This is a genomic window from Streptomyces sp. NBC_00569, assembly GCF_036345255.1.
Taxonomy (GTDB): domain Bacteria; phylum Actinomycetota; class Actinomycetes; order Streptomycetales; family Streptomycetaceae; genus Streptomyces.
On the sequence record NZ_CP107783.1, the window covers coordinates 1,614,179 to 1,635,069 of the forward strand.

At 70.2% G+C, this 20,891-nt stretch carries 17 protein-coding genes; 5 read left to right on the top strand and 12 right to left on the bottom strand.

The window, feature by feature from the left end:
* Nucleotides 1-168 precede the first annotated feature (168 nt).
* The 5 genes from OHO83_RS07480 to OHO83_RS07500 all read right to left on the bottom strand — a co-directional run bounded on the left by OHO83_RS07480 (nucleotide 169) and on the right by OHO83_RS07500 (nucleotide 5,432).
* Nucleotides 169-1,242, bottom strand: a complete 1,074-nt coding sequence (locus OHO83_RS07480) for an LLM class flavin-dependent oxidoreductase (protein ID WP_330278930.1) — start codon at nucleotides 1,240-1,242, stop codon at nucleotides 169-171.
* Nucleotides 1,243-1,878: 636 nt separating this feature from the next.
* Nucleotides 1,879-2,703, bottom strand: a complete 825-nt coding sequence (locus tag OHO83_RS07485) for a TauD/TfdA dioxygenase family protein (RefSeq protein WP_266677613.1) — start codon at nucleotides 2,701-2,703, stop codon at nucleotides 1,879-1,881.
* Nucleotides 2,704-2,773: 70 nt separating this feature from the next.
* Nucleotides 2,774-3,517: an ABC transporter ATP-binding protein gene (locus tag OHO83_RS07490; RefSeq protein WP_330278931.1), complete on the bottom strand. Its 744-nt coding sequence runs from the start codon at nucleotides 3,515-3,517 to the stop codon at nucleotides 2,774-2,776.
* On the bottom strand, nucleotides 3,493-4,359 hold the full coding sequence (locus OHO83_RS07495; RefSeq protein WP_330278932.1) for an ABC transporter permease: 867 nt from the start codon (nucleotides 4,357-4,359) through the stop codon (nucleotides 3,493-3,495). The genes OHO83_RS07490 and OHO83_RS07495 overlap by 25 nt, the downstream gene beginning before the upstream one ends.
* Nucleotides 4,356-5,432: an ABC transporter substrate-binding protein gene (locus OHO83_RS07500; protein ID WP_330278933.1), complete on the bottom strand. Its 1,077-nt coding sequence runs from the start codon at nucleotides 5,430-5,432 to the stop codon at nucleotides 4,356-4,358. Before OHO83_RS07500 ends, OHO83_RS07495 begins: the two co-directional genes overlap by 4 nt.
* Nucleotides 5,433-6,011: 579 nt before the next feature.
* On the opposite strand from OHO83_RS07500, the gene OHO83_RS07505 reads away from it, so the two are divergent.
* The 3 genes from OHO83_RS07505 (at nucleotide 6,012) to OHO83_RS07515 (ending at nucleotide 9,426) form a co-directional block, all read left to right on the top strand.
* Nucleotides 6,012-6,548 carry a helix-turn-helix domain-containing protein gene (locus OHO83_RS07505; protein ID WP_266677605.1) on the top strand — a complete coding sequence of 179 codons (537 nt, stop codon included), beginning with the start codon at nucleotides 6,012-6,014 and terminating at the stop codon, nucleotides 6,546-6,548.
* Between the two features lie 147 nt (nucleotides 6,549-6,695).
* On the top strand, nucleotides 6,696-7,841 hold the full coding sequence (locus OHO83_RS07510; protein WP_266677603.1) for an aminotransferase class V-fold PLP-dependent enzyme: 1,146 nt from the start codon (nucleotides 6,696-6,698) through the stop codon (nucleotides 7,839-7,841).
* 37 nt (nucleotides 7,842-7,878) lie between these two features.
* Nucleotides 7,879-9,426 (top strand): amino acid permease, encoded by a 1,548-nt coding sequence (locus OHO83_RS07515; protein ID WP_330278934.1) that lies wholly within the window; start codon nucleotides 7,879-7,881, stop codon nucleotides 9,424-9,426.
* A gap of 183 nt (nucleotides 9,427-9,609) precedes the next feature.
* Here the strand turns inward: OHO83_RS07515 and OHO83_RS07520 are convergent, their stop codons facing one another.
* From OHO83_RS07520 to OHO83_RS07540, 5 genes are all read right to left on the bottom strand, one after another.
* Nucleotides 9,610-10,554: a TauD/TfdA dioxygenase family protein gene (locus OHO83_RS07520; protein ID WP_330278935.1), complete on the bottom strand. Its 945-nt coding sequence runs from the start codon at nucleotides 10,552-10,554 to the stop codon at nucleotides 9,610-9,612.
* Between the two features lie 486 nt (nucleotides 10,555-11,040).
* The gene (locus OHO83_RS07525; RefSeq protein WP_330280730.1) at nucleotides 11,041-12,204 is read right to left on the bottom strand and encodes an acyl-CoA dehydrogenase family protein; all 1,164 of its coding nucleotides are present in this window, start codon (nucleotides 12,202-12,204) and stop codon (nucleotides 11,041-11,043) included.
* Nucleotides 12,205-12,292: 88 nt separating this feature from the next.
* Complete coding sequence (locus OHO83_RS07530; RefSeq protein WP_266677597.1) at nucleotides 12,293-13,345, bottom strand: NAD(P)-dependent alcohol dehydrogenase; 1,053 nt, start codon at nucleotides 13,343-13,345, stop codon at nucleotides 12,293-12,295.
* Entirely contained in the window at nucleotides 13,342-13,821 is a 480-nt protein-coding gene (locus tag OHO83_RS07535) for a DUF4334 domain-containing protein (protein WP_330278936.1), read from the bottom strand. Before OHO83_RS07535 ends, OHO83_RS07530 begins: the two co-directional genes overlap by 4 nt.
* On the bottom strand, nucleotides 13,818-15,494 hold the full coding sequence (locus OHO83_RS07540) for a succinic semialdehyde dehydrogenase (protein WP_330278937.1): 1,677 nt from the start codon (nucleotides 15,492-15,494) through the stop codon (nucleotides 13,818-13,820). The genes OHO83_RS07535 and OHO83_RS07540 overlap by 4 nt, the downstream gene beginning before the upstream one ends.
* Before the next feature lie 266 nt (nucleotides 15,495-15,760).
* On the opposite strand from OHO83_RS07540, the gene OHO83_RS07545 reads away from it, so the two are divergent.
* On the top strand, nucleotides 15,761-16,969 hold the full coding sequence (locus OHO83_RS07545; RefSeq protein WP_329432622.1) for an oxygenase MpaB family protein: 1,209 nt from the start codon (nucleotides 15,761-15,763) through the stop codon (nucleotides 16,967-16,969).
* A 131-nt stretch (nucleotides 16,970-17,100) separates the two neighbouring features.
* Here the strand turns inward: OHO83_RS07545 and OHO83_RS07550 are convergent, their stop codons facing one another.
* On the bottom strand, nucleotides 17,101-18,264 hold the full coding sequence (locus tag OHO83_RS07550; protein WP_330278938.1) for a TetR/AcrR family transcriptional regulator: 1,164 nt from the start codon (nucleotides 18,262-18,264) through the stop codon (nucleotides 17,101-17,103).
* Nucleotides 18,265-18,487: 223 nt separating this feature from the next.
* Here OHO83_RS07550 and OHO83_RS07555 point away from each other — a divergent pair, with 223 nt between their 5' ends.
* Nucleotides 18,488-20,083: a long-chain-fatty-acid--CoA ligase gene (locus OHO83_RS07555; protein ID WP_330278939.1), complete on the top strand. Its 1,596-nt coding sequence runs from the start codon at nucleotides 18,488-18,490 to the stop codon at nucleotides 20,081-20,083.
* Between the two features lie 30 nt (nucleotides 20,084-20,113).
* On the opposite strand, the gene OHO83_RS07560 is transcribed toward OHO83_RS07555, so the two are convergent.
* The gene (locus OHO83_RS07560) at nucleotides 20,114-20,767 is read right to left on the bottom strand and encodes a DUF6226 family protein (protein ID WP_330278940.1); all 654 of its coding nucleotides are present in this window, start codon (nucleotides 20,765-20,767) and stop codon (nucleotides 20,114-20,116) included.
* Nucleotides 20,768-20,891: the final 124 nt, after the last annotated feature.

Below are 20,891 nucleotides of genomic sequence, written 5' to 3' on the forward strand. Positions count from 1 at the left end.
ACCACGAACTTAGCCCACTTGCCCGTACTCGTCGTTCGACCCCCCTTGTCGACCGTGTGCATCAGCCCCGGGCTTGCTGCGGACCTGGCCGGCCGGCCTCACAGCCGACCCGAGCTCGCCCTTGCTCGCCTGATCCCCGACGGGGACCCCAAGTGCACGCAGCCGCCCTCACACTTCCCGCAGCCTGCACAGCAGTTGGTCACCGATCCGGCGGGTCTCCTCCTTGTAGGGAGTGTCGGACAGTACGAAGTGCGTGATGCCGAGCGCACGGTAGGCGTTGAGTGCCGCAGCCACGTCGTCGGGTGAGCCGACGAGCCACGTGGTCGCCGCTCCCCCACCGCCGAACCTGCCCGGCGCCGTGTACAGGCAGGTGTCGAGGACCTCGCCGCGTTCGGTGAGGTCGAGCAGTCGTTGTTGGCCGACCGCTGTTCTGCGGTTGCCCGCCCAGGTGTCGATCTCGCCCGCGTCGGCCGCCATCTTCGCGACCTTCTCCTCTGCCGCGCGCCACGCCTCCTCCGTGGTGTCACGTACCACGGTGGTGATGCGCAGACCGTACTCCAGCGCCACATGGCGGCGCCCCACCCGCTCGCTCAACTCCTTGAGCCGGGCAATGCGTTCGGCGACACCGTCGAGCGGTTCGCCCCAGAAGAGCTGCACATCGGCCTCGGCCGCCGCGACGCGTTCGGCGGCTTCGGACGCGCCGCCGAAGTAGAGGGTCGGATGGGTCCGCTCGGCGGTGCCGTAGGGGCGCGGGCTGACCGTGGAGCCGGAGACCTGGAAATGCTCGCCGTGGAAGGTGACGTTCTCCTCGGTCCACAGGCGGCGTACGAGATGCAGGAACTCCTGGGTGCGGGCGTAGCGCGCGGCGGGGTCGACGGTGGTGTCGCCGTAGGCCGCGGGGGTGTCCAGGCCGCTGACGATGTTGACCAGGACGCGGCCGCGGCTGAGCTGGTCGAGGGTGGCGGCCGCACTGGCGAAGTTCGCGGGCTGCCAGTAGCCGGGGCGGACGGCGATCAGTGGCTTGAACGTCGTGGTGCGCGCGGCCAGGGCGGTGGCGACGGTGAAGGTGTCCGGGCGTCCCCATCCGGTGCCGAGCAGGGCGCCGCCCCAGCCGTGGGCTTCTGCCGTACGGGCGAGTTCCGTCGAGTACTCGATGGACCCCCAGCCGGATGTGATGTCGTCACCGCGGTGTCCCGGCTGGACGGTGTTGGGGATGTACCAGAGGAATTGCGGGGTCATCATGCATCCGATCGTTGTTCGGGCGGTGGCGGGCCGGTGGAGGCGCCGGTCGGCGGGGGTTTACGGGAGCAAGTGGCAGTACGCCAGGGCGAGTTCCGGTGCTGCGGGGACGCTGCGGAGGCTTCCTTCAGCGTTGCCTCGCGCAGTCGTGACAGCACGGGAGCCGCCTCGGTCAGGCCGGCTCACGGCGCGGACACACGGGACGAGCGGGTACGCGGACCTGAAGCCGCCGCCTCCCGGGGGCGGCGGCGCGGAGTGGGGAGACACCGCCGAGAACACGCTGAGGCAGAGCGCTGTCGCCGATGCGCCTTGCCATCCGCGGAATGCCGCCGGCCGCTCCGGCCGCTCCGCGGGTGCGTCGTGCTGGACCGGGGTCTGGTGGGGCGAGACCGTGAGTCCCGAGGCGGCGCCGGTCAGGACCCGCACACCGGCGCACGTCGAGGCGAGCCCCGCAGGCGGCACGGCGAGCGCCGGCGCCACCCCAGCCAGGGCAGCGCCGGCACCGAGGGCGCGACCGAGGCTCCGTGCACGGGCGATGTGGTGCACCACCGCCGCGCGAGCGCCGAAGGAAACGTGACGGTCGCCGTGAGCCGCAGACCGCAGCACGTGCCCGGCGGCACGGACTACTCCCGGGATCGCTCAGGAACGCGCCTCCGGCACACCGCCGGCTTCCGGCTCCACGCCGATGACCTTGCGGTAGACGCGCGCCCCGTCGCCGTAGTCGTCGACGGCGTAGTGCCAGGTGGCGCGGTTGTCCCAGAGGACGAAGTCTCCGGGCTGCCAGCCGAAGCGGATCGTGTAGTCCGGCGAGGACGCGTGCCGCAGCAGGTGGTCGAGCAGGGCCTTGCTCTCCGCGGGGGTCACGCCGGTGAGGCGGATCGCCGAGGTGCTGAGGAACAGGCCCTTGCGGCCGGTGGCCGGATGGGCCAGGACGACCGGGTGCTCGACGGTCGGTCCGCCTGCGGTCTTCGTACTGCCCTGCGCGTAGTTCTCCGCGTTGCCGTCGTACACCGCGCTCACGGACTCCAGGAGCTCCTTGAACGGCTCCGACAGGTCGTCGTACGCCGCCTGCAGGTCGGCCCACAGCGTGTGGCCGCCCAGGTCGGGCACCACCTCGTACGTCAGCGACTCGATGGCGAAGACCGGGTCGCGCCACAGGCCACCGATGTGCCAGGTGCTGGCCTTGCCGGTCTGCCGGACGTTGTACGGGTAGACCAGCGGATGGGCGTCGTCCTTCGCGGCGGTCGGGTGGTCGAAGGGTTCCGCGAAGATCCTTACGGCTGCGACGTGCTGATCGGGTGTCAGGTGCTGGCCGCGGAACACCAGTACCTTGTGGTCCCGGAAGGCCCGCCGCAGCGCGTCGGCTGTGGCCTCGTCGACGGGGGCGGTCAGATCGACGCCGGTGATCTCCGCGCCGAAGCGCGGTCCTGCCCTGAGGATGTCGAAAGTGGCGACGGTGGTCATGGCTTCTTCTCCTCTGCGTACGTGCGGGTGGTGCCGGGGTGAGAACTGCTGGGCTCCTGGTCGGGGGTGGTCAGCCGGCTGCTTCCACGCCGAGGCGGGCGAGCAGGCGATCCCGCAGTGCCGCGTGCTCCGGGCCGCCGTGGATGCGCGACGCGGGAAGTTCGACCGGGATGTCGACCGCGATCCGGCCCTCGTCGAGGACGGCCACCCGGTCGGCCAGGGCGATGGCCTCGTCGACGTCGTGGGTGACCAGCAGAACGGCGGGCCGGTGCCGCGCGCACAACTGCCGCAGCAGGGTGTGCATCCGGATACGGGTGAGGGCGTCGAGCGCTCCGAACGGCTCGTCCGCCAGAAGGAGTTGCGGCTCACGGACGAGGGAGCGGGCGAGCGACACCCGCTGCTGCTCCCCGCCGGAAAGCTCGACGGGCCAGGCCCGCTCGCGGCCTTCGAGGCCGACTTCGGCGAGGGCGGTGCGGCCCCTGTGTGCGGCATCCGGACCGGGCAGGCCCAGAACCACGTTCTCGAGCAGCCGCTTCCACGGCAGCAGCCGCGCGTCCTGGAAGACCACCGACACGTCATCGGGTGCTGCCAGTTCACCGCTTCCCGCCACGTCGTGGTCGAGGCCGGCCAATGCCCTCAGCAGGGTGCTCTTGCCAGAGCCGCTGCGTCCGAGCAGGGCCACGAACTCGCCCGGGGCGATGTTCAGTTCGAGGTTGTCGAGCACGCGGCGCCCACCGAGGGAGCGGACCAGATTCTTGATGCGGACCGTCGTGCGGTCCTCCGTCGCGGTCAGCCCGCCAGCGTCCGCCGCCATGCCAGGGCCCTCCTCTCCACGAGCCGTACCAGGGCGTCGGAGACAAGCCCGAGGAGTCCGTACACGACGAGACCGACGATGATCACGTCCGTCTGTCCGTAGGTCCGCGCGAGCTCCATCATGTAGCCGATGCCGCTGGTGGCGTTGACCTGTTCGACGACGACCAGCGCGAGCCAGGCGGCGGTCACCGCGAACCGCAGCCCCAGCAGGAACCCGGGCAGCGCACCTGGCAGGACGACATGCCGGACGAACTGGATCCTGCTCAGCCGCACCGTCTCGGCGAGTTCGGAATAGCGGCTGTCGATGGTCCGCAGCCCGTTGTGGGTGTGGATGTAGACCGGGACGAAGACGCCGAGCGCGATCGTGATGACCTTCATCGTCTCGCCGATGCCGAACCACAGGACGAGGAGAGGGATCAGTGCCAGCGAGGGGATCGCCCGCTTGATCTGCACCGGTCCGTCGACGATCCCCTCGCCGAGGCGGCTCAGTCCGGAGACGAGCGCGAGCAGCAGACCCGCGGCCGTGCCGAAGGCCAGGCCGAGCAGGGCACGTTGGGCGGAGGTCGCGAAGTTGGACTGCAGCCTGCCGTCGCCGATGAGGTCGCCGGCGGTGCCTGCGATGGCCCAGGGCGCGGGCAGGCTGCGGGCGTCGATGAGTCCGGCCCCTGAGCCGGCCGCCCACACCGCGAGGAGCAGCAGCGGGCCGAGCGCCCAGCCGTACGCGATGGGGCGGCCCGGCCCCAATCTCTTGCGCGTCTGTCGGCGCGGGTCGGGAGACGGGACCGCGGCGCCGTCCGTCGCCTTCGCGGTCGCCGCCCTCCGGTCGAGAGCTGTCGTACTCATGGCGTCTTCCTTTCACCGGCAACGGCATCGGCGGCGACGCGCTCGTAGCGGCGGTCGAAGAGGATCTCCGCGTCGAAGGCCTTGTGCTTCTGCTCCTTCGCCAGCAGGTCCACGGTCTGCTGCTGGCGCGCGATGGCTCCGGTCCAGTCCGCGGGGAAGTCAGGGTGGCCGGACCGTGCGACGAGGTATTCACCGTCCTCGCGACTCAGTCCCTGGTTCTTGACGTAATAGCCGTCGATCCATTGCTTCGGATGTGCGTCGATCCAGACCTGTGCTCGCGCCCAGAACTTGATGAGTTCTCTGACGGCAGCGGACTTCTGCGCGTTGCTCACGGATTCGGTGAGCGCCCACAAGTGCCCCGGATCGTCGCGCAGACCGTGCTTCAGGGTCGTACCGCCGTCCCTTCCGTATTTCGTCAGATAGCGCTTGATATTGACGTCGGCGATAGGCGCGGCATCCACCTGCCGGTTTCCCAGCGCGGTGGGGTAGACGTCACCGGTGCTGGCCAGTTCGACGAGGTCGACGTCCTGCTGGGTGAGACCGGCCTTCTTCAGGATCCGCAGTACGAGCGCCCCTTGTGCCTGCCCGGGGCTGTAGGCGATCTTCTTTCCGCGCAGGTCGGCGAGGGTCTTGATGTGGGCGCCCGGAGCGATCCCCAGCTCGTAGATCGGGGACGCGGTGGGATCCTTGCGGAACTTAGCCGCCACGAGTTTGGTGTCCAGGCCCGTCCAGTGGGCGTTGATCGACGGAATCTCCGCGGCTGAGCAGATGTCGAGCGCGTCGGCCCGGAACGCTTCGGAGCACTGCGGGCCGCCGCTGATATTGGCCCACTTCACCCTGAAGGGCAGTTTGTCGATCTGACCTGACAGTTCCAGGGCGACCTTGAGATCGGGCGCGCCGACGGTCAGGGAGGTGTCGGCGGAGACCTTGGCCGGAATCTTCTTGGCCGCGATGTTCTCACTGGTTGCCGTGGGTTGCGTGTTGCTCACGCACGCGGTCAGCAGAAGGGACAGGGCGACAGCGGATATCGCGCCGACGCGCAGGGATGCGGGCATGGCGGTACGTGGGGACATTCGTGCCTTCACGGGGCGAGAGGGGGCACGCCTCGGCGCGGGGCGGAAGGGAGGGCGAGGCGTGAGGAGGGAATCGAGCGGAGCAGTGCGGCGGGCGCCGAGCGGCCCGGCTCAGCGCAGAGAGGAGGTCAGCTACACACCGCGGTGGCGACGCGCATCAGATCGATGGCCCGTCGCTTCCGGAACCGCTTGCAGATCCACATGCCACCGAAGCTATCCACCGGCCAGGCTCCCTTCAAGGGAAGGGAGTTGACTGTCATCGCGCTGCAATGCCCCCTTCACGGCCTTGCCACGTGCGCGTCTGTGGGCTCCCGGTCGCCATCGTCGGCCCCATCTCCATCGCCGTCCCCGCCCCCGTCGCCGTCGCCGTCGCCGTCCGGCAGGCCGACCCCGCCGTGGGCCAGGTGACGGGTCCCGGGTCCGGCCGCTCCGCAGCCGGGAGGTGTCCTCGGAGTACGGTCTGCGCCCCAACCGCCGGGGCGCGGCGAACGCTCGCCGGCCGGCGCCGCCCTTCGGAAGTCTCGGGAGGCAAGAGGCACCGTTCCGTCCGCGAGAACGCGCCTGAGCTACCCTCACCGCGTGATCGGCAACCGGATACGTGAGCTGCGCCAGTCCCGCAAGATGACCCTGCGGGACCTGGCCTCGCACGCCGGGGTGTCGACCGGTCTGGTCAGTCAGGTCGAACGCGGCCTGACCGATCCCAGCCTGGAGACGCTGCGCAGGCTCTCCACCGCCCTCGGGCTCCCCCTTTTCGACCTGTTCCGACAGGACGATCCGGACGACATCGCTCTGGTGCGGCGCGACCGCAGGATCGTGTTGCGTTCGCCGCAGGGCGGGATCGAGTACACACGTGTGTCGGCCGGCTCCGCGCGCCTCGAGGTTCTCGAGGGCGCGCTGGAACCGGGCGGGGCGTCCTCGGAGGAGCGCTACAGCCACCCCTCGGAGGAATGCGTCGTGGTGCTGAGCGGCAGCCTGGTCGTCGAGGCGGGCGAGAGCCGCCACGAGCTGGGGCCCGGGGACAGCTGCACCTTCGACTCCCGAGTCCCGCACCGCTACGTCAACGAGGGCAGCGAGCCCGCACGGTTCCTGGTGAGCGTGACACCGCCGAGCCGTTGACCCTCACAACGAGCAGGTGGCTCCCGCACGTTGTCGGCCGGCCCTGCAATCGATGGCCGGCCGCCCACCCATTGACGGGCGCATGACGCGGCTGCTTCGATCACTCGCACTGAACAATTTCACCGTGATTGAAATGCGAGCCGCCCCGTGTCCCTCGTACCCCTCGACGTCACCGAGCGTTTCCGTGCCCGGTTCCCCTCCCTCAAGGACACGGTCCACCTGGCCAGTTGCAGCCAGGGCGCAGCTTCCGAGCACGTACTGACGGCGCTGCAGGAGTTCCAGTGGTCCATGCGCAGCCAGGGGGCGCCCTGGGGCGCGTGGATGGTTCAAGTGGATGCCGCCCGCGCCGCGTTCGCCGCTCACATCGGCGCGCAGCCGGACGAGATCGCGGTGGTCGGCTGTGCCTCGGAGGGCGCCTACCAGGTGGCGTCCACGCTGGACTGGTCGCGCCGCCCCGGCCTGGTCACCACGGACATGGAGTTCCCGTCCATCGCCCATGTCTGGCTGGCGCAGGAGCGGCGCGGCGCTCGGGTGCGCCATGTTCCGGAGCAGGGAGGGATCGTCCCCGCCGAGGACTACGGCGCCGCGATCGACAACTCGACCAACCTGGTCTCCGTGCCGCTGGTCTCCTACCGCAACGGTGCCCGGCTACCGGTGGCCGAGGCGGTCCGGGCGGCACATGCGGTCGGTGCGAGGGTGTTCGTCGACGCGTACCAAGGGCTGGGCGTACTCCCGGTGAACGTAAGGGAGTTGGACTGCGACTACCTGGTGTGCGGGGCACTGAAGTATCTGCTCGGTGTCCCCGGCATCGCGTTCCTCTATGTGCGGGGCGGTCTGCGCGACGACGTGGACCCTCAACTCACGGGCTGGTTCGGGCGAGTTGACCCCTTCGGCTTCGACCCGCGCTCCCTCGACTTCCCGGACACGGCGCGCCGCTTCGAGACCGGCACGCCGTCGATCCCCTCCGCGTACGCGGCCGCGGCCGGGCTTCGCACCCTCGCCGACGTCGACCCGAAGGACATCGAGGCGCACATCGCCGCGCTCACCGCGTACGCCCACACGCGGCTGACCGAGATCGGCGAGACGCCGGCCTCGCCCGCCGAGCCGGAGCTGCGCGGCCCGCAGGTGGCGATCACCGACGCCGCCCCGGACGCGCTCGCTGCCGCGCTCGCCGAGCGCCGCATCGTCACCAGCCCGCGCGGCACCCTGCTCCGCATCTCCTTCCACTACTACAACACCCTGTCCGACATCGACGCACTGATCGACGCGCTCGGTGAGATACGCGCCCAGTAGGACGTCCAGGAACACCGCACCCCACGGAGCGAGTGACATGCCCGACGATGCCGGAAGCAGCCCGACGGCCGCCCCCTCCCCCACCACTGATCCGCGGCAGAGCCACGGTGCGGGCGGCCAGGAACCGGGTCTGAGACGGGCCTTGACCGGCCGTCAGCTCAGCATGATGGGTCTGGGCGGTGCCATCGGGACGGGCCTCTTCCTCGGCTCGGGTCTCGCCATCTCCGCCGCGGGGCCCGCCGCCGTGATCGCGTACGTGCTCTGCGCGTTGATCGCCCTGGTGATCGGCTGGGCGCTGGCCGAGATGACCGCCGTACACCCGGCGACCGGCTCGTTCGGCACCATCGGCCGCCACTATCTCGGCCCGCTGGCGGGCTTCGTGATCCGCTGGACGTACTGGACGATCCAGGTGATCGCGATCGGCGGCGAGGTCATCGCCGTCGGCATCTACGTCCGTTTCTGGTGGCCCGAACTGCCGCTGTGGGCGCCGGTGGTGGCGTCCTCACTGCTGATCCTGGCCGCGAACGCGCTGACCGTCGGGCTGTTCGGCCGCCTGGAGTACTGGTTCTCCACCATCAAGATCACGGCGATCGGCGTCTTCGTCCTGCTCGGTTGCGCCTATGTCTTCCTCGGCCTGCCCGGTCACGCGGCGGTCGGCACCTCTCACCTCTCGGGGCCGGGCGGTCTCCTCCCGCACGGCATGAGCGGCCTGGGCACCGCCTTCGTCTTCGTGATCTTCAGCTACATCGGCACCGAGATCATCGCGGTGACCGCCGCCGAGTCGGAGAACCCGGTGCGGGACATCCCGCGTGCCGCCCGCCGGATGGTCGTGCGACTCGCGCTCTTCTACGTCCTGGCCATGGCGGTGGTGGTCACCGTGGTGCCGTGGTCGCGCACGGCGGCGGGCGGGGACCTCACGGCGAGCCCCTTCGTCCAGCTCTTCGACGCCGCCGGGATCCCGGCCGCCGCGGGCATCATGAACTTCGTGGTCCTGACCGCGGCGCTCTCCAGCGCCAACGCCAACACCTATCTGGCCACCCGCATGATCCACTCCCTGGCGGTGGACCGGCACGCGCCACGGATGTTCGCACGGGTCGGCCGCGGCGCCGTCCCGCACCGAGCACTCGCCGTCTCCGGGCTCGGCCTGGGCGCCGCCGCCGTCCTCTCGGTCCACTCCGAGGACACGGCGTACGTCCTGCTCTTCGGCATCTCGGTGTTCGGGGCGCTGGTCGTGTGGATCCTCATCCTCGCCACGCACCTGATGTTCCGCCGCCACCGCGCCCGCCACGACCTCCCCTCCTCCCCGGCCCGGCTGCGCGGCGCTCCGTTCACCACCGTCGCGGCGGCGCTCGCGCTGGCCGCGATCCTGGTCTCCACCGCGTTCATCGAGGGCCTGGAGGACTCCTGGAAGGCCGGCCTTCCGTTCTTCGCGCTGCTCGTCGTCGTGTACCGCTTCGGCGCCCGGCGCTACGAGACCGCGGAACCACTGCCGGACAGCACGCTGCCGCCAGAGGGTCGCGACACCCGCCTTCCTGGCACTCACGGCGAGGCGCCGCTCGCCGACAAGTCGCCCAAGCGGCCCTGAGCCACGCAAGGCGGACGGTAGGTGGTGGATGGCGGGTGGCGGACGGCAGGTGGCGGACGGCAGGTGGTGGATGACAGGTGGCGGACGGCAGGTGGTGGATGACAGGTGGTGTGGCGCGGGCGGCGCCAGAGACCGGCCCACGGTCATCCCGCACACACCCCCGTCACGCCGCCGCGCGGCGGCTCAGCCGAACGGACGGTCCCCGGCGATCGCCACGCGTTCGGCGACCCGGGGGTACGGCGCGTAGTCGTTGACGGCGTAGTGCTGGGTCGCGCGGTTGTCCCAGAAGGCGACGTCGCCCGCCTGCCAGCGGAACCGCACCTGGAACTCCGGGACGTGGGCCTGCTGGAAGAGCAGCCGGAGCAGCTGGTCGCTCTCCGGACGCTCGAGGCCGATGATCCGGGTGGTGAAGGAGGTGTTGACGAACAGCATCCTGCGTCCGGTCTCCGGGTGGCGACGCACCACGGGGTGCTGAACGGGCGGGAACTGCTCCTGGAACGGCGCCAGTTGCTCCGGCGGGTAGAAGCGCGCGAAGCCCGGCAGGAAGTCGTGGACGGCACTCGCGCCGTCGATCCGTTCGCGTACCCGGGCCGGCAGGTTGTCGTACGCGGCCGCCATGTCCGCCCACATCGTGTCACCGCCGACGGGCGGCACCTCCCGCAGCTGCAACACGGCGCCCAGGGCCGGGTGTTCACGGAAGGTGACGTCGGTGTGCCAGACGTTCTCGTAGGTGGGAACGGCACCGGCCGACTTGTCGAAGCGGACCACGTCGTCCGCATCACCTGGGGCGAGCAGGGGATTGGTCTCCAACTCACCCCAGTTACGGGCGAATTGGCGCTGCGCGTCGCACGTCAGGTGCTGTCCGCGGAAGAAGAGCACCTTCCATTCGAGGAACGCGCGGTTCAGTTCCTCCCGCACCTCGATGGACAAAGGCCGCGAGAGGTCGAGGCCGCGGATCTCCGCTCCGATGACGCGGCCCTGCGGAATGAGTTCGAAACGCTCGTACGGCCGCTCCCGCACACCGTCCGGCAGGCGATTCAGGATGCGCGTGCCCTCGTACATGCCGTCGGCGGGGATGCGGTGGTCACGCAGGGCTGATGCGGGGGCGACGTCATGAGTGAGCGACATGGCGAACTCCTTGGAAGCTCAAAGAGGGGCCGGCGGCGGACGGCGCGACGCGCCGTTTCCGGGAACCGGTACGGGAATGCTCAGGCCCGAATGCGGAGGCCTACGGCGGATTCAGCGACAGGAAGGCGCCGGGGGCGAACCCACCCGGCCGCGGCGGCGGATAAAGCCGTATCCGCGGGGCGCGCACTCACCGCGGGGGCCGCTGTGCTGCGGCTCATCCTCACGGAAGTTCGAGTGCGTCTGCATGTCGGCCACCATAACGCAGCGACCTGCGGGCCGATACCACGCGTCCATGAGGGGAGATCCGCGCAAGAGCAAGAAGCACGGAGGGAACCCGCCCCCTTGCCACTGCCGGCGCATCTGGAGATGGACGCGCGTCCCAGGCACGCAGGGTGCCCGGCACTGCGTTCGGTGGCTCGTGCGGCACGACCCCCCCGGCCTGGCCCTCAGGGAGCCAGGCCGGATTCAGAAGAGGGTCGCCGGGTCCTACAGACCCAGGTCGCGAGCGACGATCTCCTTCATGATTTCCGTGGTGCCGCCGTAGATGGTGCTGATGCGCGAGTCGAGGTAGTCGTGTGCGATGCGGTATTCGAGCATGTAGCCGTAGGCGCCGTGCAGTTGCAGGCAGCGCCCGACGATGTCGACGTAATTCTCCGTGGCCCAGAACTTCGCCGCCGCGGCGTCCACGGCACTGAGTTCGCCGCGGGAGTGCCTGGCGAGCAGATCGTCGATGTAGGCGCGGCCCACGCGGGCGGTGGTGACCATGTCGGCGAGTTGGAAGCGGGTGTTCTGGAAGGAGCCGACGGTCCGGCCGAACGCCTTGCGCTCCCTGACGTACTCCACGGTCCGCTCCAGCACGCCCTCGATGGACGCCACGGCGTTGGTGGCGATCGAGATCCGCTCCTGGGGAAGGTTGCGCATCAGGGCCTTGAAGCCGGAGCCCTCCTCTCCGAGCAGGTTGGCGGCCGGCACGCGGACGTCCTGGAAGAACAGCTCGCTGGTGTCCTGCGCGTGCAGGCCGACCTTCTCCAGGTTGCGCCCCCGCGAGAAGCCCGGCCGGTCGGCCTCGATGACCAGCAGGCTGATCCCGCCGTGGCGGTCCGGGCCGGTCCGTACGGCGGTGACGACCAGGTCGGCGTTCTGGCCGTTGGAGATGAAGACCTTGCTGCCGTTGACCACATAGTCGTCGCCGTCCCGGACCGCGGTGGTGGCGATGCCGGCCAGGTCGCTCCCGGTCCCCGGCTCGGTCATCGCGACCGCGACGATGAAGCTGCCGGCGGCGATCCCCGGCAGCCAGCGGGCCTTCTGCTCGTCGTCGGTCAGGTCGGTGAAGTAGGGCACGACGATGTCGCTGGAGAGACCCACCCCAGCGAGGCCGTCCGACACGGGATGGCGGGAGAACTCCTCGCCGATCACCGCGTTGAAGCGGAAGTCGGTGATCCCGCCGCCGCCGTACTCCTCGGGGATGTTGAAGCCGAGGATGCCGGCCCGGGCGGCCTCCTCGAAGAGTTCGCGGTCGACCTTGCCCTCCGTCCGCCACCGCTCGGCGTGCGGCGCGGCGTGCTTGTCGACGAACGCGCGAACCGTCTCTCGCAGGAGTTCGTGGTCGTCGTCGTAGAGCGACCGTTCGCCGAAGATCGTACTGGTCATCATGACTCCGATCTGAAGTGATCTCGTACATGCGGAAGGAAGAGAGCAGGGGGACGAGGGCGGAAGAGGGAAGCAGCGAGGTGAGCGGTCAGCCCGTCGGGACGAGTACGGGCTTCAGCGCCAGGCCGGCCTGCTGCTCGGCGACCGCCCGGTCGAAGTCGCCCAGGCCGTACGTGGTCACCAGCTCGTCGAGAGGCAGTCGCCCCTGCCTGTAGCGCCGGATCAGTGCGGGCACGAGGTGCGACGGCTCGGCATCGCCTTCGACGCAGCCGCGCAGTTGGAGACCTCGCATCATCAGGGCGCGCACGTCGATGGCGGCCGTCGTGGGTCCGAGGCCGACCACGGCCAGCGCTCCGCGAGGCCGCAGCAGAGCGAGTGCGCGCGCCACCGACTCGGGGCGCCCCGTGGTGTCGAGCGCGTGGGTCAGTGGAGGAAGGGGGTCGTCCAGCGAGGCAACGGCTGTCGCTCCGAATCGGACGGCGAGTTCGCGGCGGGCGGGGAGGGGCTCCGCCACCACCACATCCACTCCCTCGGACAGGGCGGTGAGTACGGCCGCGGTGCCGACCGCGCCACCGCCGATCACGAGGAGCCGGTCGCCCGGAGCAGGCCGCAGGACATTGAGCACCGCTCCCGCGCCGGTCAGGAATCCGCATCCCAGCGGGGCGGCAATCTCCGGTGGCACGTCGCCGACCGGCACGCACGACCGGGCGTCGGTCAGCGCGGCCGCGGCGAACGACGACTGCCCGAAGTGGGCGCCGAAGACCGGCTCGTCGCCGACGCGGATCGTCGGTGACCCGTCGATCCGCCGCCCCGATCCGTTGAGCGCGCTCGCCAGGTCGCAGTACGCCGGATGACCGGCCCGGCACTGCCCGCACCGGCCGCAGGACGCGAAGGAGATCACGACCCGGTCTCCTACGGCGAGGGTGTCGACCGCCGGGCCCAAGCGCTCCACGACGCCGCATCCTTCGTGGCCGAGCACTGCGGGCCGGTCCCCGAGCCTTTTGCGGGTGACGAGGTCCGTGTGGCAGACGCCGACCGCCTCGATCCGGACGATCACCTCGTCGGAGCGCGGGTCGTCCAGTTCGGCTTCGACGATCTGGGTGGGTCCGGGGCCGCGCGAGAGCAGCACCGCGGTCCTCATTCGCGTTCCAGGCCGAAGTAGAAGGGGCGGCCCTCCGCGAGCACGAGGCCGGGCTTGCCGTTCATCACGCCCATGAGGGTGTTGTCGTCCACGCGCTTGAAGTGGTCGAGCACGGCCATGCCGTCGTACACCATCGTGGCGGTCACCTCGCCGCGGAACTCGACGTTCCAGAGGCTGGCCTCGCCCTTGCCCGCCTTGGTGTCGGAGTAGAGGCTGCCGTCCTCGGCCCGGCAGATCAGCGGCTTGGCGTCGTCGAGCGCGTCGAACCGCTTGCCGTGCCACCGGCCGGAGGCCAGTACCTTCTCGATGGGGTGGCCGGTCAGGAGGGCGAAGCCGCGCCAGGGGCCGAGGATCGACGACGCGTCGACGACCTGGAGATCCGCCCACAGGGCCTCGAGTTCACTCGGGTCGACCGGACCCGTCGCGGCCCGCAGTGCCCGCCACCGCTCGCCCACGGGCGGCGTGTCGCCGCTCATCGCACGCCGAGCCGGCGCAGCAGGGACAGTTGTCCGTTGGTGCGGCGAACGAAGCGCTCCACCGCGCTCTGCCCGGGCTTCGGCGGTCCGAGCGGCAGGAGCCGCTGCGTGGCCACCGTCTGGCTCTCGGTGTACTTGCGGATTCCCTCGGCCCCGTGGCGTCTGCCGAGTCCGCTGTCGCCCATGCCGCCCATCCCGGCCTCGATGCTGCCGGCCGCCGCGGCGGCACCGTCGTTGATGTTGACCGACCCTGCGCGGATCCGCACCGCCATCCGCCCGGCCTCGCGGGAGTCCTTCGACCAGATCGACGCCGACAGTCCGTAGGTTCCTTGGTTGGCCAGGCCCACCGCCTCACTGTCGGCTCCGTAGGCGTAGAGCGAGAGCACCGGGCCGAACGTCTCTTCGTCCCATACCGCCATCCTCGGCGTGACGCCTTCGAGGACGGTCGGTTCGTAGAAGAGCGGGCCGATGTCGGGACGGGCGCGGCCGCCCACGAGTACGGTCGCCCCCTCGGTCACCGCGCCGTCGACATGTGCCTCGACGGCGTCGAACTGCGCCGCCGACGTCAGTGACCCGATGTCCGCCGAGTAGTCGTAGGACTGCCCGAGCCGAAGCGCCCGCGTCGCCCGGACGAGCTCGGTGCGGAAGGCGTCGTAGATCTTTTCGTGCACGTAGACGCGTTCGATGTGGATGCACATCTGTCCGGTGTTGGCGAAGGCCGCCACCACCGTGCCGGCCGCCGCGGCGGTGATGTCGGCGTCCTCCCGCACGATCAGCGGGTTCTTGCCGCCGAGTTCGAGGGAGGCGCCGACCAGTCGCCTCGCGGCACGCTCCGCGACGGTGCGTCCGGTGGCGGTCGATCCGGTGAAGCAGACGAAGTCGACGGCGTCGACCAGGGCGGTCCCCACCACGGCCCCGGTGCCGGTCACGATCTGCCACAGCTCGTCCGGCAGCCCGGCCTCCGCCATCAGGGCACGTGTCCACAACATGGTCAGCGCGGTCTGCGAATCCGCTTTGGAGACCACGGCGTTGCCGGCGGTCAGGGCCGGCAGGACATCGCCGACACCGAGGTAGAGGGGGTAGTTCCACGGGGAGATGACGCCGACGACGCCCTTCGGCACGCGTACCTCTTTGACCTTCGTCAGGCCGGGCACCATTCCGCGCACGGGGCGGGGGGCCAGGTAGTGCCGGGCACACCGCGCGTAGTGTCTGGCGATCGCCGCGACCTGGGCCACCTCCTGCCAGGCGTGATAGCGCGCTTTTCCGGTCTCCCACTGGATCAGGTCGATCACCTGGTCCTGCCGTTCCAACAGCAGGTCGTGGAAGGCGAGTACCACATCGGCGCGGCGCCTCAGCGGCGTCCCCGCCCACTCCGGCTGGTCCGCGCGGGCACCGGCCACGGCCGCCGTGACGTCCTGCGGCGTGCACGCGGGTACAGCCGCGATCGGCGCCAGGTCGAACGGTGCGACCGCGGTCACGGGCTCGGCACTGCCGGGCCCTCGACGTGACGCGTCCCGGCGCACCCACGCGTACCACTGCGCGATCAACTCGTCCGTCACCCAAGCGGGTCGAGAGCTCTGTGTCATAGCGCTGTCGGGCGCCGGGCCGTCAGACGCCGAGCTGTCGGGCGCTGGACTGTCAGGCGCGGGGATCTGGTCCTGCTCCGTGGTCATGCGGGCTCCTCGGTCGTACGGGACTGGTTCGAACCGGAATGCCGTGGCCCCACGTCCGGTTCGCCCGGCGCGGATCCGGCGGGCCGGGGGCCTGGGCCGGCGATGGTCCGTCGGTCACGTCGATGCCCTTGTCGACGGCAGCGCACCTCGCTATGTTAATCAGAAATCACATCCTGGAACAAGCTCTGAAACGTGCCGGCAACGCCAACACCGCGTCATACAAGGCTAGATGGGCCGCACGTCCTACCAGGAAGGCGAGCAAGTCAATGCACAATCTCAGCCGCAGAAGAGTCCTTTCCCTCGGTGCCGCGCTGGGGCTCGTGAGCGCGACGAGTACCACCAACGCATGGGCGTGGTCGCCGGCGGGCTCGGTCGCCGGCACCGGCACGGGCACCGACCCGGAATACGTGTGGGACGACGAGGTGGACCAGTTGGTGGCCTCGCTCCTCGACAACGGCCAGGTGCCGGCGGTCAACACCGCGATGGCGTCGTGGGTGAACAACAACGACCCACTGCCCAGTGGCCTGCCGGCCGACCTCACCGCATACCTCCAGAAGGTCAACAAGCTGCCCTCGTGGGCGGACCCCGCCAAGCTGGCTCGCGCCGCCGACTTCAACCGGCGCAAGGACACGTACCTGTTCCTGCTGTACGGGCTCGGCAGCGGGATCATGAGCACCGTGATCCCGCGGGAGGCCAGGAGCGTCTACTGGTCCGCGGGCGGCGCCAACATGCAGGACCGCGCGGCCAAGACGTTCACGTTCGGCTACGACCTGGCCCAGCTGAAGGGCTTCGAGCCGACGGGCCAGTTCGTGGTCACGGCCAACAAGACGCGTGTGGTGCACGCCGCGGTGCGTCACCTGCTGCCGCAGTCGCCCCATTGGGCGGCGGTCACGGACGAGCGCGTCCCGATCAGCAACGCCGACATCCTGGTCACCTTCCACAGCCTGGGCACGTTCGTGCGCAGGAAGCTGCTCGACTGGAAGGTCCCGTTCTCGGCCGGGGACCAGGACGCCTTCCTGCACAGTTGGCAGGTCGCGCTGCATCTGCTCGGCGTGCGGGACGAGTACATCCCCAAATCGTGGGCCGACGCGGAAGCGCAGTCGGGGCAGGTGCTCACACCGATCCTCGCCCCGACGACCGAGGGCATCGAACTGGCCGAGGACCTGCTCGGGCTGACCGCCCAGGTCGACCTGGGCGTCACGCGGGGATTCCTCAACGAGTTCGTGCGCTACGTCCTCAGCGACGAGATCGGCGACTGGCTGGCGCTGAAGCGCGACTACGCCTCGGCGGCACTGATCCGCACCGCATGGCCGGCCTTCATCCTGTTCCGCGAGGGACTGTCGCCCGTCGCGCCCGGCGCCTTCTACGTCTTCGACCAGTTCGTACGCGCCTTGGCCATGCTGTTCCTCAACAAGGGCACCTCGGGGACGACCACCCCCATCGTGATCCCGACGGGGAACAGAGCGGCCTCCTGAGTACCCGGACCGATCGTGTGGAGGCCCGTCCCGCGGCGCACCGGCCGTGGGGCGGGCAGCTGCCCGCTCCCCGCCCGGAAACGCAGGCTGCGCTCAGAGGCCCGGGCCCGGCCCCGGGCCTCGGGCTCTCCTCACATACCCAGGGCGCCCGCGACCAGGCTGGTCACGGCGGCCCGGTGGTCAGGGCTGTCCTGCCATCGCAGTCTCCGCCCGGCCTCGACCACCACGCCGAACCCGGCGTGCACCAGCACCCTGGCCTGACGCGGGTCCAGCTCCGGACGCGCCGCTCGCAACTGCTGCTCCCAGACGGCGATGTGCTCACGCTGCGCAAGGATCAAGGGGCGCTGCAGGTCGGCCGGCAGGCCGACGAACTCGGCTTCGGCGACGCTCGTGAGGGCGGTGTGCTCGAAGCTGTAGGCCACGTAGGTCGCCGCCAGCGCCGCGACGGCGTCATGCGGATCGGTCACCTTCTGCAGACTCCGGTCCACCGCCTGAGTCAGCAGTCCCGCCGCCTGCAGGCATGCCGCCGCCAGGATGTCGACCTTGCCCGGGTAGTGACGGTAGAGCGCGGACGGGGCCAGCCCCACCGCCTGGGCGATCTGGCCGTTCGTGACGTTGGCGAACCCGTCCCGGGCGAACAGCGGGACGGCGGCCGCGAGGATCTCCGCGCGCCGCGAGCGCGGCACCGGCAGGGCCGGCAGCTCGACGGAGCGCTCGCTCCCCGTGGCGGGTACGGGGTCGGTCGCGATCACGCGCAGGGCGCACCCCAACAGCAGTTCCTCGACCCGACGTTGAGCGATGGAGGTGCGATGCATCGTGATGGACCCGATCGCGCCGAGAGCGGCCGCGACCCGCAGCTGCTCCTCGGACCGCGGTTCCTCGCGCCGCACCGCCTCGGTGACCCGCCCGACGACGTGCCCGAACTTCGCTCTGAGGAGCCGGCGGTCCTCACGGTCGAGGTATCTGGCCTCCCACCGGTACACGCCGCCCGACGCGCGATGCGCGAGGGTGACGCGGATGAGGGCGGTGAGCACGTCTGCCGGGGCCGCCTCGGGCGGCATCTCGTCGAGTGCGCCGACGAGCCGGTCCACCATGACATGCGCGCACTCGGCGAACAGTGCGTACTTGTTCGGGAAGTGCCGGTACAGGGCCGTGGCGGTGATGCCCACACCGGCGGCGATCTCCTCCATGGACGCCGCGTGGTAGCCGCGCTCGCTGAAGAGCCGGCCGGCCGCCTCGACGATGAGCTGCCTGCGGTTGCGGGGGCGAGTGGCCGCGCTCGGCTCGGCGGTCATGAACGCACACACGCATGCGGAGACAGGGCCATACGGCCCAGTCAATCACACGTCGAGCAGGTCCCGGGGCCAACCGCGCGCGGACCCTGCGACATGCGGTCCCGAGACGCCACCCATGTGATTTTCCATTAACAAAATGCGTCGCGACGCTTCTCGAACCACGGCACTGAACGGCACAATGCCGCAGCGGCCACCGATCGATACGACACCTGAGGAGTCACCCATGTCGACCGACACGGCTCCCGCCTGGTCCTTCCGGCACCACTGGATGTCCCAGGCGGCCACCCACGCGATGATGCGACCCGACAAGCCGGCGCTGCGCCATCTCGGGGAGACCACGACCTGGGCGCAGTTGTCGCGGCGCTCGCTGCAACTGGCCGCCGCGCTCGCCGACCGGGGCGTCGCCGCGGGTGACCGCGTGGCCATGCTCACGCTGAACCATCCATGGTTCGTGGAAAGCGTGTTCGCGGCGAACAGCCTGGGGGCCATGGCCGTGCCACTCAGCTTCCGGCTCGCGCCGCTGGAACTCGACCACATCCTGGCCGACTGCACGCCCTCGGCGATCGTCGTCGACGCGCATCTCCTGCCGCTGCTCCAGGCAGCGCCGAACGCCACGTCGATCGGCACGGTCGTCGTCATCGGCGACTCGGGCGAGGCCGAGGCCGAGGCCGAGGCCGAGGGCCGTACCGCGTACGAGGAGTTCCTGTCGGCGCACGAGCCGATGGAACTGCCCGACATCAGCGAGGAGTCGACCGCGCTGATCATGTACACCTCGGGCACCACCGGCCGGCCGAAGGGGGTGATGCTGTCCCACCGCAACATGCAGGTACAGGCGATCACGTGCATCCGCGCGATGGAGATGTTCGACGACTCGGATGTCGGCTTCCTCACGGCGCCCTTCTTCCACATCGCGGGTCTGGGGTCGATCGTGGCGAACTTCCTGGTGGGAAGCACGGTCGTGATCCATCCGCTGGGCGCCTTCGACCCGCGGGCGGTGCTCGACGCCTATGAACGCGAAGCCGCCACCATCGTGTTCAACGTTCCGCAGCAGTGGGACCTGATCTGCGCCCAGCCCGACATCGACAAGCGTGACCTGAAGCTGCGGATCATCAGCTGGGGTGCCGCCCCCGCGAGCGATGCGACCCTGCGCGCCATGGGAGAGAAGTTCCCCGCCGCGCTCAACGTGGCGGTGTTCGGCCAGACCGAGACCTCGCCGATCACCTGCGTGCTCCGCGGGGAGGACGCGCTGCGCAAGCTCGGCTCGGTCGGCCGGCCGATCCCGGGCATCCAGTACCGCATCGTCGACGCGGACATGCACGACGTCGCCGTGGGTGAGGTCGGTGAGATCGTCTACCGCGGGCCCACGGTGACGCAGGGGTACTGGAGGAAGCCGCAGGAGACCGCAGAGGCCTTCGACGGAGGGTGGTTCCACTCCGGTGACCTGGTCAAGCGGGACGACGAGGGTTTCGTCTGGGTGGTCGACCGCAAGAAGGACATGATCATCAGTGGCGGCGAGAACATCTACTGCGCCGAGCTGGAGAACGCCGTCGCCGCGCACCCCTCCGTTCGGGAGGTCGCGGTGATCGGCAGGTCCGACGAGCGCTGGGGTCAGGTGCCGGTCGCCTACGTCACCCTCGTCCCGGGAGCCGAGCTGTCGCTGCGCGAGCTGACGGAGTTCCTCGTAGGAAGGCTCGCCTCTTTCAAGTGGCCGAAGGACCTCGTGCTCGTTGCCGAGCTTCCCCGCAACGCGGGCGGCAAGGTGCTCAAGCCCTTGCTCCGCACCCGGGACGCGGAAGGGGCCGGCGTCAGTGAGCGGTGATCGACTTCGCTCGACGTGACCTCGCGCGGGTCATCGCTCCCAGGCTCGCCCCCGTACGACGCGGTACGGCGACCGCCCCGCCCGTGCCGCGGCGAGTGCCTCCTCGACCGGCGGCCCGAACCCGTCCCAGTTGCTCGCCGACCAGCTGTCCCCCGTGCACACGATCTCCCGCCCCTCCCCGGCGTCGACGTGCACGAACGTGCCGGTGACCACCGCTACCACCAGGTCGTCCACCGCCTCCAGCAGGCCGTCGGAACCGCTGTCACAGGCATCGCAACCACAGTCCGGAAGCTGTTCCAGACTCACAGCGGGCTCCCCCGCCCCCACCACGAGGACCGTCCGGGCAACCTCGTCGATGGCCGAGAACCCGAACACGAGAGGTACCGCGTCCGCGCGCACCGGGTGCAGACGGACAGCACCGCTCACCGCCACGCCCGGCCCACGGCGCCAGATCCCCGCCGGATCCGTGACCGTCTCGACCTCGGCCAGCCCGAGCCGCGACAACGCCTGTGTCCAGGCGTCGGCCCGGGCAGCGAGAACGCGGTACTTCTCCGGCTCCGAACACCGCGAGTACTCCTCGTCCCGTACTTCGCCGTCAGGATGCGGATCGGGCCAGGGCGGGGTGTCCACCCCAGTGACGGCGAATGCCTCGTCGACAGCCCGGCCGAGCCCCTTCAGATCCATACCGGCACTTTACGTCGCGGAGCCGGGACGGCCGTCGCCGGCGACCTGGGGCACTTCGACAGCGCGAGCACCCCACGACGCGTCCCCGGGCATCACGCACCTCGCCAACTCCTGCGGCTAAATG